At 67.4% G+C, this 15,828-nt stretch carries 16 protein-coding genes; 9 read left to right on the top strand and 7 right to left on the bottom strand.

All coding sequences use genetic code 11. The features are described 5' to 3' along the window. The first annotated feature begins 85 nt into the window (after nt 1–85). The 4 genes from D0C15_RS05040 (at nt 86) to D0C15_RS05025 (ending at nt 3,847) form a co-directional block, all read left to right on the top strand. Nucleotides 86–1,036 carry a M28 family metallopeptidase gene (locus tag D0C15_RS05040; protein ID WP_116041205.1) on the top strand — a complete coding sequence of 317 codons (951 nt, stop codon included), beginning with the start codon at nt 86–88 and terminating at the stop codon, nt 1,034–1,036. A gap of 151 nt (nt 1,037–1,187) precedes the next feature. Further along, entirely contained in the window at nt 1,188–2,558 is a 1,371-nt protein-coding gene (locus tag D0C15_RS05035) for an HNH endonuclease signature motif containing protein (protein ID WP_245975570.1), read from the top strand. 245 nt (nt 2,559–2,803) lie between these two features. Beyond that, on the top strand, nt 2,804–3,652 hold the full coding sequence (locus D0C15_RS05030; protein WP_170161323.1) for a helix-turn-helix domain-containing protein: 849 nt from the start codon (nt 2,804–2,806) through the stop codon (nt 3,650–3,652). A 6-nt stretch (nt 3,653–3,658) separates the two neighbouring features. Continuing rightward, the gene (locus tag D0C15_RS05025; protein ID WP_116041203.1) at nt 3,659–3,847 is read left to right on the top strand and encodes a DUF397 domain-containing protein; all 189 of its coding nucleotides are present in this window, start codon (nt 3,659–3,661) and stop codon (nt 3,845–3,847) included. Between the two features lies 1 nt (nt 3,848). Here D0C15_RS05025 and D0C15_RS05020 read toward each other — a convergent pair whose 3' ends face one another. The 7 genes from D0C15_RS05020 to sdhC form a co-directional block, all read right to left on the bottom strand. Further along, nucleotides 3,849–5,078: an RNA polymerase sigma factor gene (locus D0C15_RS05020; RefSeq protein ID WP_116041201.1), complete on the bottom strand. Its 1,230-nt coding sequence runs from the start codon at nt 5,076–5,078 to the stop codon at nt 3,849–3,851. Continuing rightward, on the bottom strand, nt 5,075–5,398 hold the full coding sequence (locus D0C15_RS05015; protein ID WP_116041199.1) for a YciI family protein: 324 nt from the start codon (nt 5,396–5,398) through the stop codon (nt 5,075–5,077). Before D0C15_RS05015 ends, D0C15_RS05020 begins: the two co-directional genes overlap by 4 nt. A gap of 51 nt (nt 5,399–5,449) precedes the next feature. Next, nucleotides 5,450–6,067, bottom strand: coding sequence for a dihydrofolate reductase family protein (locus tag D0C15_RS05010; protein ID WP_116041197.1), 618 nt, complete (start codon nt 6,065–6,067; stop codon nt 5,450–5,452). Nucleotides 6,068–6,244: 177 nt separating this feature from the next. Continuing rightward, nucleotides 6,245–7,039 (bottom strand): succinate dehydrogenase iron-sulfur subunit, encoded by a 795-nt coding sequence (locus tag D0C15_RS05005; RefSeq protein WP_116041196.1) that lies wholly within the window; start codon nt 7,037–7,039, stop codon nt 6,245–6,247. 37 nt (nt 7,040–7,076) lie between these two features. After that, nucleotides 7,077–8,867 carry a succinate dehydrogenase flavoprotein subunit gene (gene sdhA / locus D0C15_RS05000; protein ID WP_116041194.1) on the bottom strand — a complete coding sequence of 597 codons (1,791 nt, stop codon included), beginning with the start codon at nt 8,865–8,867 and terminating at the stop codon, nt 7,077–7,079. 23 nt (nt 8,868–8,890) lie between these two features. Continuing rightward, nucleotides 8,891–9,310 carry a succinate dehydrogenase hydrophobic membrane anchor subunit gene (locus D0C15_RS04995; RefSeq protein WP_116041192.1) on the bottom strand — a complete coding sequence of 140 codons (420 nt, stop codon included), beginning with the start codon at nt 9,308–9,310 and terminating at the stop codon, nt 8,891–8,893. Continuing rightward, nucleotides 9,310–9,756, bottom strand: a complete 447-nt coding sequence (gene sdhC / locus D0C15_RS04990) for a succinate dehydrogenase, cytochrome b556 subunit (RefSeq protein WP_116041190.1) — start codon at nt 9,754–9,756, stop codon at nt 9,310–9,312. Before sdhC ends, D0C15_RS04995 begins: the two co-directional genes overlap by 1 nt. Before the next feature lie 459 nt (nt 9,757–10,215). On the opposite strand from sdhC, the gene D0C15_RS04985 reads away from it, so the two are divergent. The 5 genes from D0C15_RS04985 to D0C15_RS04965 all read left to right on the top strand — a co-directional run bounded on the left by D0C15_RS04985 (nt 10,216) and on the right by D0C15_RS04965 (nt 15,804). Beyond that, nucleotides 10,216–11,355, top strand: a complete 1,140-nt coding sequence (locus tag D0C15_RS04985) for a BMP family lipoprotein (protein ID WP_116041188.1) — start codon at nt 10,216–10,218, stop codon at nt 11,353–11,355. Between the two features lie 81 nt (nt 11,356–11,436). Next, nucleotides 11,437–13,029 (top strand): ABC transporter ATP-binding protein, encoded by a 1,593-nt coding sequence (locus tag D0C15_RS04980; RefSeq protein WP_116041186.1) that lies wholly within the window; start codon nt 11,437–11,439, stop codon nt 13,027–13,029. Next, nucleotides 13,026–14,126, top strand: coding sequence for an ABC transporter permease (locus tag D0C15_RS04975; RefSeq protein ID WP_116041184.1), 1,101 nt, complete (start codon nt 13,026–13,028; stop codon nt 14,124–14,126). Before D0C15_RS04980 ends, D0C15_RS04975 begins: the two co-directional genes overlap by 4 nt. 8 nt (nt 14,127–14,134) lie before the next feature. After that, a complete protein-coding gene (locus D0C15_RS04970; protein ID WP_245975590.1) occupies nt 14,135–15,403 on the top strand; it encodes an ABC transporter permease in 1,269 nt (422 codons plus the stop codon). A gap of 2 nt (nt 15,404–15,405) precedes the next feature. Next, the gene (locus D0C15_RS04965; RefSeq protein ID WP_116041182.1) at nt 15,406–15,804 is read left to right on the top strand and encodes a cytidine deaminase; all 399 of its coding nucleotides are present in this window, start codon (nt 15,406–15,408) and stop codon (nt 15,802–15,804) included. Nucleotides 15,805–15,828: the final 24 nt, after the last annotated feature.

The following is a 15,828-nucleotide window of genomic DNA, read 5'->3' as shown; positions in this document are numbered from 1 at the left end:
ACCTATTGGTTCCACGGTTGTTTACCCCTTCGCCGTGCGCACACGCTGATCGGAAGCGTCCCTGCCGCCCGAAGGAGCCGATCCGATGAGACTGCGCCACGCGCTGCCCGCGATGGTGTTCACCCTGTCGCTGGCCGCGGCACCGGCCACGGCGAGCCAGTCGCAACACACGCTCGCCACCCCCGACATTCCGGTGGCCAACGTGCAGGCCCACCTCTCGCAGTTGCAGACGATCGCCAGGAACAACGGGGGCAACCGCGCTCACGGCAGGCCGGGATACAAGGCGTCCGTCGACTGGCTACGGGCCGAACTCGACGGCGCCGGGTACCGCACCCAGGTGCAGCAGTTCTCCCGTAACGGCGCGACCGGTTACAACCTCATCGCCGACTGGCCGGGCGGCGACGAGAGCAACGTGGTGATGGCGGGCGCGCACCTGGACAGTGTGACGGCGGGACCGGGAATCAACGACAACGGCTCGGGCTCGGCGGCACTGCTCGAAGTCGCGCTGACCGTGGCGCGCGACGGTGTGGCCCCAGACAAGCACCTGCGGTTCGGCTGGTGGGGCGCCGAGGAGCTGGGTCTGGTGGGCTCGACCCACTATGTCGATTCACTGTCCTTTACGGAGCGAAGCAGGCTCGACGCCTATCTGAACTTCGACATGATCGGTTCACCGAACCCCGGTTACTTCGTCTACTCCAGCTCCGGGCAGCCTTCCGGGTCGCAGGAACTGGAGGACCTGCTGAAGGGCGGGTTCGCGGCCAGGAACGTGCCGACCGAGCCGATCAGCATCGGCGGCCGTTCGGACCACGCGGCCTTCGCCCGCGCCGGTGTACCCGTGGGCGGGACGTTCAGTGGCGCGGAGGGATGGAAGAGCTCGAGCCAGGCGAGCAAGTGGGGCGGCAGCGCCGGAGTCCCGTTTGACCGCTGCTACCACCGTTCCTGCGACACCACCAGCAACATCAACGCGACGTCGTTGGACCGGCACACCGATGTGATTGCCCACGCCATCTACACCCGCACCGGCGCCGCGACCTGATCTCGCACTTTCCCGGGAAAGCGCGAGGGGGATGGGCGCACTTTCCCGGGAAAGTGCGACGGGTGGTGGTGGGGGTGCCGCTCGTCGGGTTGGGTTGACCGTTGGTCGATAGACAGTCCTGGTAGAACGTGTGTTCGAGTAGCGTGGTGGTGTGGACGTTGACGAGCAGGTGATACCCGCGTGGCAGCTCTCCGAGGGGGAGCTGCTCGGTGGGCTGCTCGAGTCCGAAAAGGTCTTGCGTCGGCAGTACGGGCGAATGCTGGAACTTGTCGCTGAGACCGAGAAGCGGGGTGCGGCCTCGGCGCAGGGGTATGCGGGCACGGTGTCGCTGTTGATGATGGCGCTGCACCTGACCCGCGCTGAGGCCAAGGCCCGCGTGGCGCAGGCGGCCACTCCGATGCCGCTGGTGGAGGAGGCTCTGCGGGCGGGGGAGATTGGACTGGGCCAGGTGGCACAGATCCAGAAGGTCCTCGCCCAGGCACCGGATGCCCTGCCCGAGGCCGAACGGCTCGCCACCGAGAACACGCTGGTCGAACTGGGCTGCCAGGCCAACGCTACCCAGGTCGCCAAGGTGGGGCAGCGGATCCTGGGGCACTGGGATGTCGAGAATGCCCCGCCGAAGGACCGCGAACAACCGGCGGGCCCGTATCGGGAGTTCCACGGCCGCTACCGCCGTGATGGGCAGTACGTGTTCTCCGGCCAGCTGGACCCGGAATCCGCCGGGGAGCTGGAAGGCGTCATGCATCCGCTGGCCAAGCCCGACCCGGCGGATGCCGACGGCACCCCGGATCGTCGCAGCCACGCGCAACGACAAGGTGACGCTCTCGCGGAGATCATCAGCCGCACCGCCCGCGCCGACGACCTCCCGACCACCGGCGGCGAACGCGCCGTGGTGACCGTGACCATTTCGCTGGCCGAACTGGAGCAGCGCGCCGAGACCGCGATGCTGAACGCGAGCGGCTACACCAGCATCAGCCAGCTGCGCCGGTGGTGCTGCGAAGCGAAGGTGCTGCCCGCCGTGCTCGGTACCCAGGGCGAGGTCCTCGACCTCGGCCGCGCCCAGCGTCTCGCCACCCCGGCACAGCGCCGGGCCCTGGCGATCCGGGACCGGGGCTGCACCCGGCCGGGCTGCACACGCGGCCCCAAGTGGTGCCAAGTTCATCACGTGATCTCGTGGATCGACGATGGACTGTCCGATTTGGACAACATGATCCTCCTCTGCGCCAAACACCACCGGGAATTGCACCACACTGGCTGGTCGGTTCGCATCCGCCACGGCACCCCGGAATTCACCCCACCGGAATGGCTCGATCCGGAGCAACAGCCACTCCGCAACACCGCACACGATCCACCCGGCCGACGGCGTCATCGCTCGATGTCGACCCAGAGCAGGCCTACGTCGCACCGCTGGCCGAGGACGCGCAGCATGCTCTCCTCGGACGTGAAACGCCCGTGCACGGTTTCGTCCATGGACCGAACCACCAAGTGGTCCTCGAACCCCAGTCCCCAGGCGAAAACCTGACCGTCAAAACCCGCATCGTCCTCTGTGGATTCGTACAGCGCGAACCGCCGGGGTGGATTGGCGAGCGCCCACGACCTCAGCAGGGCACGCAGCTCGTCTCGCGTCCGGGGCAACTCGGGAGTCATGGAGACAGCGTTGCACTACGGCGGACTGTCCCAGTAGTTGAAACAGCGGGTCCGATCGTGTGATCGCGCCCGTGCCGAGCGAGCGATGGGATGGAGACGAGCACGGGAGAGGGGAGCCAGATGCCGACCAGACACGGCACCGCGCGCATTCGCAGCATCGCGACCGAACTGCGAGACCTGCGCGACAAGGCAGGCCTGAGCACCCGGGAGGCGGCCAAACGCGTGGGCATGTCCGCGTCCACACTGAACCGCCTGGAGAACGGCGGCAAGGCCGTCGAGCCGGAGGACGTCTCGGCGCTGCTGGTGGTCTACGGCGTGACCGGCGTCGAACGCGAGCGCCTGCTGCAACTGTCCCGAGAGGCGAACCTTCCAGGCTGGTGGGAGACGGGGGACCGGCCGCTGCCGAAACATCTGCCAGCGCTGATCAGCTTCGAGTCGGAGGCGACGGCCATCGTCCACGTGTCGATGTTGCGCGTTCCAGGGCTGCTGCAGACCGCTGACTACATCCGTGAAGTGATGTCGACCAGCGGGGTCGCCGCACCCGAGGTGGAGACGCGGGTGGCTGCGCGACTTGGCCGTCAGTCGGTGCTCACAAAGCCCAGCCCTCCCCAGTACCTGGTGATTCTCGACGAGGCAGTCCTGCGGAGGCCTGTCGGTGGCGGTCAGCTCATGGCGGAGCAGTTGAGGCATGTTGTGAATTCGGCGCGCAGGCCGAACATCGATGTGCGCGTGATCCCCTTTGCGCGAGGTGAGCACGCGGGCGTGGACGGCACGTTCGTCGTGATGGATTTCGCCAAGGCTCGCTCGATCGTCTACCTCGAACACAAGCGGTCGTCGCTGTTCGTGGACGACCCGGACGAGGTTCGTGCGTTTCACCAAACGACAGATACCCTGCTCAGTACGGCCCTCGGATCGGGTGAATCACTGGAGTTCGTCGCTTCAGTGGCTGATGGATACAGCGAAGGGTGAAACGCGATGGAGCGTTCCGAAGGGGTGCGGGACGCCGCATGGCGCACGTCCAGCTACAGCGGAACCGAAGGCGAGTGCGTCGAGGTCGCGCCGCTGCCCCGCGTCACCGCCGTCCGCGACACCAAGGACCGCGACGGCGGCACGCTCCAGTTCCCCACCGCCGCGTGGCGCGCCTTCACCGCGCACCTCGTTTGAGCTATCGCAGCTGGTCGCGGCGGCGGGTCAGGTAGGCGATCTCGGCGGTGTTGCCCGCCAGTTCGATCGCTCTGTCGTATGCCGCGCGCGAATCCTGGCCGCGGCCCAGTCTGCGCAGCAGGTCGGCGCGGCTCGCATGGTAGGCGTGATATCCGGCCAGTTGGTCCGCAAGACGGTCGACGGCCGCCAGCGCCACCTCCGGGCCGTCGAGCTCGGCGACCGCGATGGCCCGGTTGAGGGCGATGATCGGCGAGGGGTCGAGGCGGACGAGCTGGTCGTAGAGGGCGACGACCTGCGACCAGTCGGTGTCCCGTATGTCGCGGGCGGAGGTGTGCACGGCGTTGATCGCCGCGAGGATCTGGTAGCGGCCCGGGGCCACACCGGTGGCCAGGCGCTCGCGCACCAGCCGATGGCCCTCGGCGATCAGCGCCGCGTCCCAGGCTCCACGGTCCTGCTCGTCGAGGGTGACCAGTTCGCCGCCCGAGACCCTGGCGCAGCGGCGGGCCTCGGTGAGCAGCATCAGCGCCAGTAGCCCGGCCACCTCACCGTCGTCCGGCATGAGGGCACGGATCAGGCGGGTGAGCCGGATCGCCTCGGTGGTCAGGTCGTGACGTACGGGATCGGTGTCGGGGCCGGTCGCCAGATAGCCCTCGTTGAAGACGAGATACAGGACGGCGAGTACGCCGGCGACGCGTGCCGGAAGATCCTCCGCCGCGGGTACCCGATAGGGGATGCGAGCCGCCTTGATCTTGGCCTTCGCGCGGGTTATCCGCTGTCCCGTGGTGTTCTCCTGCGCCAGGAAGGCGCGGGCGATCTCGGGCACGGTCAGGCCGCCGACCAGGCGCAGCGTCAGCGCCACCCGGGTTTGCATCGCGAGCGCGGGATGACAGCAGGTGAAGATCAGCCGGAGCCGCTCGTCGTCAAGGGCGCCGAGCGGCTCGGACGGCACAGTCGGATCGTCCCACAAGGTCCGAGCCTCCTTCTGCTTGTCGTCGCGCTTGTTCTCCCGCCGGATCCGATCGATGGCCTTGCGGTTGGCGGTGGTGGTCAGCCAGGCGCCGGGATTGGGGGGTACGCCGTCGGTGGGCCACCGCTCGACGGCGGTCGCGAACGCCTCGGCGGCCGCCTCCTCGGCGATGTCGAGGTCACCGAACCGTCTGGCCAGGTAGGCGACCACCCGTGCCCACTCCTCCTGGTGGGCCCGGGTGATCGCCTTCTCGACGTCGTTCACTGGAACGGCCGCACCTCGATCTTCCGGTCGCAGACCTTCGACGCCTCGGCGGCGAGCTTGAGCGCCACATCCAGATCGGGGGCCTCCCACACCCAGACGCCGGCGAGGTACTCCTTCGACTCCACGAAAGGTCCGTCGCTGAACACCGCCTGCTCGCCACGGTTGTCGACGACCGTGGCAGCGTCGGTGTCCGCGAGTCCGCCGGCGAAAACCCAGTGGCCGTCGGCGATCAGCCGTTCGTTGAACGCGCTGATGGCGGGCCGCCTGTCCGTGCTGCCGGGATTGGTCTTGTCATCGATGACGGAAATCAGGTACTGCATCTCGGGTCCTCTCCTTTGCTTCAAGTCAGCGTGGTTCGGTGGTCAGGGGCTTCAGGCTGTGGCATACCGCGGGCGCCCGCCGGGCCGGTAGATCTGGATCGTCACCCCGTTGGGGATGGCTCGCGAGTCGACCAGCTCGAGTGCCGTGTCCGGGCCGTTGGCAGGGAACAGCCGCGTGCCCTGGCCGACGATCAGGGGATAGGTGACCAAGGTGATCTCGTCGACCAGATTGTTGCGGACGAGCCAGCGAACCAGGTCGCCGCTGCCGTGCACCTGCAGCTCGCCGCCGGGCTTGGCCTTCAGCTCCCCGATGGCGGCCGCGACGTCTCCGGCGAGGACAGTCGTGTCCGCCCACTGCGGATCGGCGAGTTTGGTCGATGCCACGTACTTGGGCCGCTTGTTCAACGCCACCGAGATCGGGTTGTCGCCCTGATCCGTCCCCCAGGAGCCGGTTCCCCAGGAGTCGGCGAAGATCTCGTAGGTCCGGCGGCCGAACAGGAACGCGTCGGCGCGCTGGAAGACCTGGCCGAGCCACGTCTCGGCCTCGTTCTCGAACAGCGGCAGGGCCCATCCGCCGCGCTCGAATCCGTCGCCGCGGTCCTCCTCCGGCCCGCCGAGTCCCTGCATCACTCCGTCCACAGTGACGTGCGTGATGGTCGTCAGCTTCATGATCTGAGCTCCTCCGGGTCGCCGCCGCCCCTCGTGGGCGGCCTCTCACCCCTTCTACGAACGACTCCGCCCTGATCCGACACCGCCTCCCGAATTTTTCGACGAAATTCTGGTCCGAACGCCAAAAGGGCCACCCCGCGTCCGATGAACGCGAGATGGCCCTGACGGCGTGACAGCTCAGACGCGGCGGAACAGCAGCGCGCGCTTCACTTCCTGGATCGCCTTGGTGATCTGGATGCCACGGGGGCAGGCGTCGGTGCAGTTGAACGTCGTGCGGCAGCGCCACACGCCCTCGGTGTCGTTGAGGATGTCCAGCCGCTCCTCGGAACCCTCGTCGCGCGAGTCGAAGATGAACCGGTGGGCGTTGACGATCGACGCCGGTCCGAAGAACGAGCCGTCGCTCCAGTACACCGGGCAGGCCGAGGTGCAGCAGGCACAGAGGATGCACTTGGTGGTGTCGTCGAAGCGCTCCCGGTCCGCCTGCGACTGGATCCGCTCACGGGTCGGCTCGTTGCCGTAGGCGATCAGGTAAGGCTTGACCGCCTTGAAGGCCTCGAAGAAGGGCTCCATGTCGACATAGAGATCCTTCATCGTCTGCAGGCCCTTGATCGGCGCCACGGTGACAACAGAGGGTTTGCCTGCGGTGTCCTTCTTCCCAAGCAGGTCCTTCACCAGCACCTTGCAGGCCAGCCGGTTGATCCCATTGATCTGCATGGCGTCGGAGCCGCAGATGCCGTGGGCGCAGGACCGGCGGAACGACAGCGTGCCGTCCACATAGCTCTTGATGTTGGTGAGCAGGTTGAGCACCCGGTCGGTGGGCAGCGCCGGGACGTCGTAGGACTCCCAGTGCGGCTCGGAGTCCAGCTCCGGGTTGAACCGCAGAATCTTCACCGTGATGGTGACGGAGCCCTCCGGCGCGGGGATCTCCGAGGTGTCGTGGGAGCCGGTGGTGGGCTCGGCGATAGCAGTCATTTCACTTCCTCAGCGGGAGGTAGTACTTCGGAAGGCATCAGTACTTGCGCTCCATCGGCTCGTAGCGGGTGAACACCACCGGCTTGTAGTCCAGCCGGATGTCGGCGAGGAACCCGGTCAGCCCGAGCGGGGCATCAGGGTCTTCCTTCTCCGGCAACACCTTGTACGACATCGAGTGCCGCATGAAGTTGGTGTCGTCCCGGTTCGGGTAGTCCTCGCGGGCGTGCCCGCCGCGAGATTCCTTACGTGCCAGTGCGGCGTGCACCAGAGCCTCGGCGAGGTCCAGCAGGAAGCCGAGCTCGACGGCCTCCAGCAGGTCGGTGTTGTACCGCTTTCCCTTGTCCTGCACCGCGATCCGGCCGTAGCGCTCCTTGAGCGCCTGCACGTCGGACAGTGCCTGCTTCAGCGTCTCCTCGGTGCGGTAGACGGCGGCGTTGGTGTCCATCGTCTGCTGCAGGGCCGTGCGGATGTCGGCGACGCGCTCGCCACCGTGCGCGGTGCGCAGGTGCTCGACCATGCCCTCGACCATCTTCGCCGGGGTCTCCGGCAGCTCGACGAAGTCGTGGCCCGACGCGTACTCGGCGGCAGCGATACCCGCGCGGCGGCCGAACACGTTGATGTCCAGCAGCGAGTTGGTGCCCAGCCGGTTGGAACCGTGCACCGAGACGCAGGCGACCTCGCCTGCGGCGAACAGGCCGGGGATGACGTGTTCGTTGTCCCGCAGCGCCTCGCCGTGCACGTTGGTCGGGATCCCGCCCATCGCGTAGTGCGCGGTCGGGTACACCGGGACCGGCTCGTGCACCGGGTCCACGCCGAGGTAGGTACGGGCGAACTCGGTGATGTCCGGCAGCTTCGACTCCAGCACCTCGGCGCCGAGGTGGGTGCAGTCGAGGTAGACGTAGTCCTTGCTCGGCCCCGCGCCACGGCCCTCGAGCACCTCGAGCACCATCGACCTGGCGACGATGTCGCGTGGTGCGAGGTCCTTGATCGTCGGTGCATAACGTTCCATGAACCGCTCGCCGTCGGCGTTGCGCAGGATCGCGCCCTCGCCTCGCGCACCCTCGGTGAGCAGGATGCCGAGCCCGGCGAGACCGGTCGGGTGGAACTGGTAGAACTCCATGTCCTCCAGCGGCAGGCCCTTGCGGTAGTAGATGCCCATGCCGTCGCCGGTCAGCGTGTGCGCGTTCGACGTCGTCTTGAACACCTTGCCGAAGCCGCCGGTGGCGAACACGATCGACTTGGCCTGGAAGACGTGGATCTCCCCGGTCGCGAGCTCGTACGCGATCGCGCCGGACGCGACCTGCTCACCCGACTCGTTGGTGCTGAGCGTGATGTCGAGAACGTAGAACTCGTTGTAGAACTCGATTCCGTGCTTGACGCAGTTCTGGTACAGCGTCTGCAGGATCATGTGCCCGGTGCGGTCGGCCGCGTAGCAGGCCCTGCGCACGGCGGCCTTGCCGTGGTCGCGGGTGTGCCCGCCGAAGCGACGCTGGTCGATCTTGCCTTCCGGGGTGCGGTTGAACGGCAGCCCCATCTTCTCCAGGTCGAGCACCGCGTCGATGGCCTCCTTGGCCATGATCTCCGCGGCGTCCTGATCGGTCAGGTAGTCGCCACCCTTGACCGTGTCGAAGGTGTGCCACTCCCAGTTGTCCTCTTCGACGTTGGCGAGCGCGGCGCACATGCCGCCCTGGGCCGCGCCGGTGTGCGACCGCGTCGGGTAGAGCTTGGTGAGCACCGCTGTGCGCGAGCGCTGACCGGCCTCGATCGCCGCTCGCATGCCCGCGCCGCCCGCTCCGACGATCAACACGTCGTATTTGTGGAACTGCATGAGAAGAACTCTCCTGGTGGGGGTCAGCTGGCCGCGATGTCGGGGTCGAAGGTGAAGATCACCAGCGTGCCGACGACGAGAATGACGAACATCGAGACGTAGAGCACCATCTTCAGCCAGAAGCGGGTGCTGTCCCTGCGGGCGTAGTCGTCGATGATCGTGCGCAGGCCGTTACCGCCGTGCAGCTGGGCGAGCCAGAGCATCGACAGGTCCCAGAACTGCCAGAACGGGGAGGACCAGCGGCCCGCGACGAAGGCGAAGTTGATCCGGTGCACGCCGCCGTCAAGGATGTTCATGATGAACAGGTGGCCGAGCACGAGGACCACCAGCGCGAGGCCGGACAGGCGCATGAACAGCCAGCTGTACAGCTCGAAGTTGCTGCGGCGGGCGGCCGGCCTGCGTGGCGAGCGGGGCTTGTCCAGGGTGAGGGATTCGTTGGTCATCAGTTCGCCCCTCCGAGCAGGTCGGAGACGGTCCGCTCGAGCATGTAGTAAGTGCCCGGGACCATCACCAGGATCCAGATGCCGATGATCGTCCACAGCATGGGCCGCTGGTAACGCGGGCCCGGCTCCCAGAAGTCGATCAGCATCACGCGAATGCCATTGAGCGCGTGGAACAGGACCGCGCCGACGAGGCCGACCTCGAGGAGGTTGACCAGTGGCGACTTGTAGGTCTCGATGACCTCGTCGTAGACGTTCGGGGACACCCGGACGAGTGCTGTGTCGAGCACGTGAACGAACAGGAAGAAGAACGTGAGCACGCCGGTGATGCGGTGCAGCACCCAGGACCACATTCCGGGGTCGCCGCGGTAGAACGTTCCGTTCCGGCGCGAGGCACCCGCCCGATCGCTCGCCTCCGCCGCTGCGGCGGTGCTAGCCGTGGTGGACATCGGTGAAAGGCCTCCAACGTCGTGGCTGGACTGAGCCCGCTTGATCAGAACTCCGGTTGCCATCGTGAGGCGCGTCCACCTGGGACGGTTCGGCGACGGTGCCGGGGTCATGGTCATCGAGCGTGGATGCAAGGGATGCTAGACCCGCCCCTTCACACCCGCCCAACCTCGGGTTGTTCTGTGTGATGGACCAGACACAGGACGTGTGGTACACGTCTCCCTGAGGACGGTTGTACGGGAATCAGGGGAATCCGCCCCCGATGGCGTTGAACACGTAACGTGATCGAGTCGTCGCCATGCGCGGGGCTGAGTGAACATTTAGATTACGTAGGGTGTATTCGCCGTTGGCGGCCTTCTCACTGACCGGTACCGTTCGCCAGTCGGCCCGGCATCGCAGAGTCCGGGCCGTTCTCGGTTTGTCCGCTGGAACAGCGGGGAGGGAGATACACCGTGCGTTCAATGCGTGGTGGCCGGATCGTGGCGATCGCCGCGGCTGGTGTGCTGGCCTTGGCAGGTTGCGCCAAGGACTCCGGCAACAATGACAACGCCTCGGGTAACGAGGGGGGCAATGCGGGCGAGTGCGTGACCGCGCAGGCCCCGCCCGCTCCGCCCGCGGAATCCGCTAGTGAGAGCGCCGCGGGAGCGGACGTCGACGCGAGCAAGCTCAAGGTCGGTCTCGCCTACGACGTCGGCGGCCGGGGTGACGCCTCGTTCAACGACGCCGCAGCGGCCGGTGTGGACCGTGCGGTGGAACAGATGGGCGTTGCGGACACCACCGAGAGCACCGCGTCCGCCACCGAGGACGAGGCCTCCAAGCAGCAGCGGCTGAGCCAGATGGCCAACGAGGGCTTCAACCCGATCGTCGCGGTCGGGTTCGCCTACGCCGAGGCACTGAAGGCGGTCGCACCGAAGTTCCCGGACACCCAGTTCGCCATCGTGGACGACAACTCCGTCGAGGCCGAGAACGTGACCCCGCTGGTGTTCGCCGAGGAGGAGGGTTCCTTCCTCGCCGGTGTCGCAGCCGTCTACAAGAGCGAGAACTGCCACGTCGGTTTCGTCGGTGGCGTGGACACCCCGCTGATCCACAAGTTCGAGGCAGGTTTCGTGCAGGGCGCCGAGGCAGTCTCGGACAAGGTCACGATCGAACGGGACTACCTCACCCCGGCCGGGGACATCTCCGGTTTCCAGGACCCTGGCAAGGGCAACGTGGTCGCCAGCGCCCAGGTCTCCAAGGGCGCTGACGTGCTCTACCACGCCGCAGGCGCCTCGGGTAAGGGCGTCTTCGAGGCGGCCAAGTCCGGCGGGGCGAAGGCCATCGGTGTGGACTCCGACCAGTACAACCAGAAGACGCTGGCTTCGGTCAACGACGTCATCATCACCTCGATGATCAAGCGGGTGGACGTCGCGGTCTACGACTACATCGCCGCGGTCGCCGAAGATGACCTCTCGACGCTGCCCGAGCGTTTCAACCTCGAGGTGGACGGGGTCGGCTACTCCACCTCCGGCGGCATGATCGACGACATCACGCCGGTCCTCGAGGGCTACAAGCAGCAGATCGTGGACGGCACGATCAAGGTTTCGGACAAACCGGAGAACTGACCGCAGATCACGGGCGTGGGACCAGAAGGGTGACCCTCTTCTGGTCCCACGCCGTGATTTCATGGGGAGCCCAGCAGGAACATGAGCACATCAGACCCCGTCCCGCGGGGTGAACCGGTCGTCGAACTGGCCGGCATCACCAAGCGTTTCCCCGGCGTCGTGGCGAACTCCGACGTCAACCTCACCGTCCGCGCGGGGGAGGTACACGCCCTCTGCGGCGAGAACGGTGCGGGCAAGTCCACGCTGATGAAGATCCTCTACGGGATGCAGCAGCCGGACGAGGGCACCATCACGATCAACGGCGAACAGGCGCGCCTGCGCAACCCGCAGGACGCCATCCGTGCCGGGATCGGCATGGTGCATCAGCACTTCATGCTCGCCGACAACCTGACCGTGCGGGAGAACGTGCTGCTCGGCGCGGAGAACCTGTACGGCATCGGCAAGGCCGCTTCGCGCCGGATCGCCGAACTCGAGGATCGCACCGGGCTGCGCGCCGACCAGAACCTGCTGGTGGAACGGCTCGGCGTCGCCGACAGGCAGCGGGTCGAGATCGTCAAGGTGCTCTACCGCGGTGCGCGGATCATCATTCTCGACGAGCCGACCGCGGTGCTCGTTCCCCAGGAGGTCGACGCACTGTTCGAAACCGTGCGCGCCATGCAGGAGGAGGGCTTCACCTTCCTGTTCATCTCGCACAAGCTCGACGAGGTGCGGGCGATCGCCGACACGGTCACCGTGATCCGCCGTGGCGCCACGGTCGGCACCGCCGATCCCAAACAGGTCAGTTCCCGCGAACTCGCCGAGATGATGGTCGGCAGCGAGCTCCCCAGTCCGGAGACCCGCGAGTCCACAGTGACCGATCGCGATGTGCTGCGGGTGCGGGACCTGCGACTCGCCGCCGAGGACAGCGAACGCGCGGTGCTCGACGACATCTCCTTCACCGTGCACGCCGGGGAGATCCTCGGCATCGCCGGTGTCGAGGGCAACGGGCAGACCGAACTGGTCGAGACGATCATGGGCATGCGCAAGGCGACCTCCGGCGCGGTCGAGCTGGTGACCGACGAAGGGGACCGGAACCTGACGAAGCTGGGCACGCTCGGCCGCCGGGAAGCGGGCATCGGTTACATCGCCGAGGACCGCACCCGGCACGGACTGCTGCTGAACCAACCGTTGTGGGTCAACCGGGTGCTCGGCTACCAGACTCGCCGACCTGTCGCCAAAGGACCGTTGATCGACCGCGCGGGCGCGCGCAAGGACACCAGCCGCATCGTCGAGCAGTTCGACGTGCGGACACCGGGCATCGAGGTGCTCGCCGGGGCGCTCTCCGGCGGTAACCAGCAGAAACTCGTGGTCGGCAGGGAACTCTCCGGAGAACCCGTGCTGCTCGTCGCCTCGCACCCGACCCGGGGTGTGGACGTCGGCGCGCAGGCGCTGATCTGGGAGCAGATCCGCACGGCACGGGCGGACGGCCTCGCCGTGGTGCTCATCTCGGCGGACCTGGACGAGCTGATCGGCTTGTCCGACACCATCCGGGTCATGCTGCGCGGCAGACTCGTGGCCGAGGCGGACCCGCGCACGGTCACCCCGCAGGAGCTCGGTTCGGCGATGACCGGAGCGTCCACAGTGTCCGATCCGGCCGACCCGGCCGACGGCACGGGGGAGAGTGACGGTTCATGAAGTCCTGGCGCACGGCGCTGCTTCCGCCGCTGCTGGCGATCATCTTCGCGCTCCTGCTGTCCTCGATCGCGCTGCTGATCTCCGGTGCGGACCCCTTGCTGGCCTACGGCACGATGCTGAGCCAGCTCACCGAGGGCTCCATCGCGGTCGACACGGTCAATCTGGCCACCGTGTACTACCTGGCCGGACTGGCTGTCGCCATCGGCTTCCAGATGAACCTGTTCAACATCGGCGTGGAGGGCCAGTACCGGTTCGCCGCGATCGTCGCCGCGATCGTCGGCGGGGCGCTGCAACTCCCGCCGGTGCTGCATACCTTCGTGATCATCATGGTCGCGGCGCTGGCCGGTGCGGCCTACGCGGCGATCCCGGCGATCCTCAAGGTCACCCGCGGGGTCAGCGAGGTCATCTCCACGATCATGCTGAACGCCATCGCGGGCGGGATCATCGCGTTCCTGGTGAACCCGGACCAGTTCGGTGTGCAGACCGGAAACAACGTCAGCACCAGGGATATCCCGGAAAGCGGCTGGGTTCCCGGCATTCCGTTCGGTAACGCGGGCACGCTCTTCGGGTTCGTGTTCATCGCCGCCGCCGTCGGTTACGCCTACTGGTTCATGCTGAACCGCACCCGGTTCGGCTTCGAGCTCAAGGCCAGTGGCGAGTCCACCACCGCCGCCTCGGCAGGCGGTGTCGACGCGAAGAAGATGGTGCTCGCGGCGATGCTGCTCTCCGGTGCGGTCGCCGGTCTGGTGGCGCTGCCCGAACTACTGGGGCGCGACTACAGCTACGGCATCACCTCGACTCAGCAGTACGGCTTCACCGGCATCGCGGTGGCCCTGCTCGGGCGCAACCATCCCGCGGGCATCGCGTTCGGCGCGCTGCTGTGGGCCTATTTGGACAAGTCCGCCGTCTCGCTGGAGGCCATCGCGGTGCCCAAGGAGATAGCGACGATCATTCAGGGCACGATCGTGCTCTCGGTCGTGGTGGCCTACGAGATCGTCAAGCGTGCCGACATCGCCGCCGAACAGCGGCGCGTCGGCAGGGCGCTGGCCGGGAACGGGCGCAAACCCGCGAGCGTGCGAGACGGAGGTGCCCTGTGACGAACACGGTGATCAACTCCCCGAGCCCGGTCAGCGGGCCGCGTGGAGGCGAACTGTCGAAGCGGCGGATTCCGGGCTGGGCTCGGGGCCTGATGTGGGCCGTCGCCGCGATCGCCGTGCTCGCCACGGCCTCGTACGCGACCGGCATGGACGTGCTGACGTCGTCCAACACCGCCAACACCGCGCTGCGCCTCGCGTTGCCGATCCTGCTCGCGGGGCTCGGCGGGTTGTGGGCCGAGCGTTCCGGCGTGATCAACATCGGGCTCGAGGGCATGATGATCCTCGGCACCTGGGGTGCGGCCTGGGGCGCGTACTTCGGTGGCAGTGTCTGGACCGGACTCGCCGCCGCGATCCTGTTCGGCGGGCTCGGCGGGCTGCTGCACGCGGTCGCGACGGTGACCTTCGGGGTCAACCACATCGTCTCCGGTGTGGCGATCAACCTGCTCGGGCTCGGGGTCACCAAGTACCTCGCGAACCTGATCTTCGAGCCGATCTCCGGTAACCCGCGACAGTCACCGGTGGTGCCGAAGTACGACACCTACTCGGCCACCTTCCTCTCCGACTGGCTCGGGGACATCGAGGCCATGCAGCGGGTGTTCATCTCCGACGCCGCGGGCCTGATCCGTGGCCTGATCACCCAGGTCACCCCGCTGGCTGTGCTCGCACTTCTGCTGGTGCCGGTGAGCTACCTGATCCTCTGGCGCACCCGGTTCGGCCTGCGGCTGCGGTCCTGCGGCGAGAACCCGGTGGCGGCGGAGTCGCTCGGGGTCAACGTCTACCTGCACAAGTACGTCGCGCTGGCGATCTCCGGCGGGCTGGCAGGCATGGGTGGTGCCTCGCTGGTGCTGCTGCCCGGCGGTGCGGACTACCTGGAGAACCAGACCAACGGCAGGGGGTTCATCGGTCTCGCGGCGATGATCTTCGGTAACTGGCGGCCCGGTGGTCTGCTCGGCGGTGCGGCGCTGTTCGGTTACGCCGACGGCCTGCAGCTCTCCGGTGGCGGCGAGGCGGTGCTCTCGCTGCTGTACGGCGTGGTGGTCCTGCTGGTGGTGATCGTGGTGATCCAGTTGGTGCGCAAGCAGTGGTTCCCCGCGCTGCTGTCCGCGGCGGGCGCCGGGATCCTGTACTACATCTACTGGTCCAACGACGCGCTGCCGCGTGACCTGATCCCCTACACCCCGCACTTCGTCACGCTGATCGTGCTGGCGGTGTCGGCGCAGAAGCTCCGCCCGCCCCGGTCGATCGGGCGGCGTTATCGGCGCGGTGAGGGGGACTAGGCATGTCTGGCACAGTCGTCGACTGGGATGCGTTGCGGGCCAGTGCGGTCCGCGCCGCTCAGCTCGCCTACGCGCCGTACTCGGGGCTGCTGGTCGGCGTCGCCGGGATCATGGACGACGGTCGCGAGGTGCTCGGCTGCAACGTGGAGAACGCCTCCTACGGGCTGGGTCTGTGCGCGGAGTGCACGATGGCCGGGCAGGCCCGGCTCAGCGGCGGGGGACGGCTCGTCGCCGTAGCCTGCCGCAGCGGTGCCGATGAGCTGCTGATGCCGTGCGGGCGGTGCAGGCAGATCCTGTTCGAGCTGGGCGGGGGCGCCTGCCTGGTGGACACCCCGCGCGGTGTCCTGCCGATGTCCGAGGTCCTGCCCGACGCCTTCGGCCCTGCGGATCTGCCCGGCTGAACGCAACCGAGGCGAGTGGAAGGA

The sequence above is a fragment of the Amycolatopsis palatopharyngis genome, assembly GCF_003385185.1.
GTDB lineage: Bacteria > Actinomycetota > Actinomycetes > Mycobacteriales > Pseudonocardiaceae > Amycolatopsis > Amycolatopsis palatopharyngis.
The sequence above is the reverse complement of the archived record's forward strand: the minus strand, read 5'-3'. Positions and strand labels throughout refer to the sequence as shown.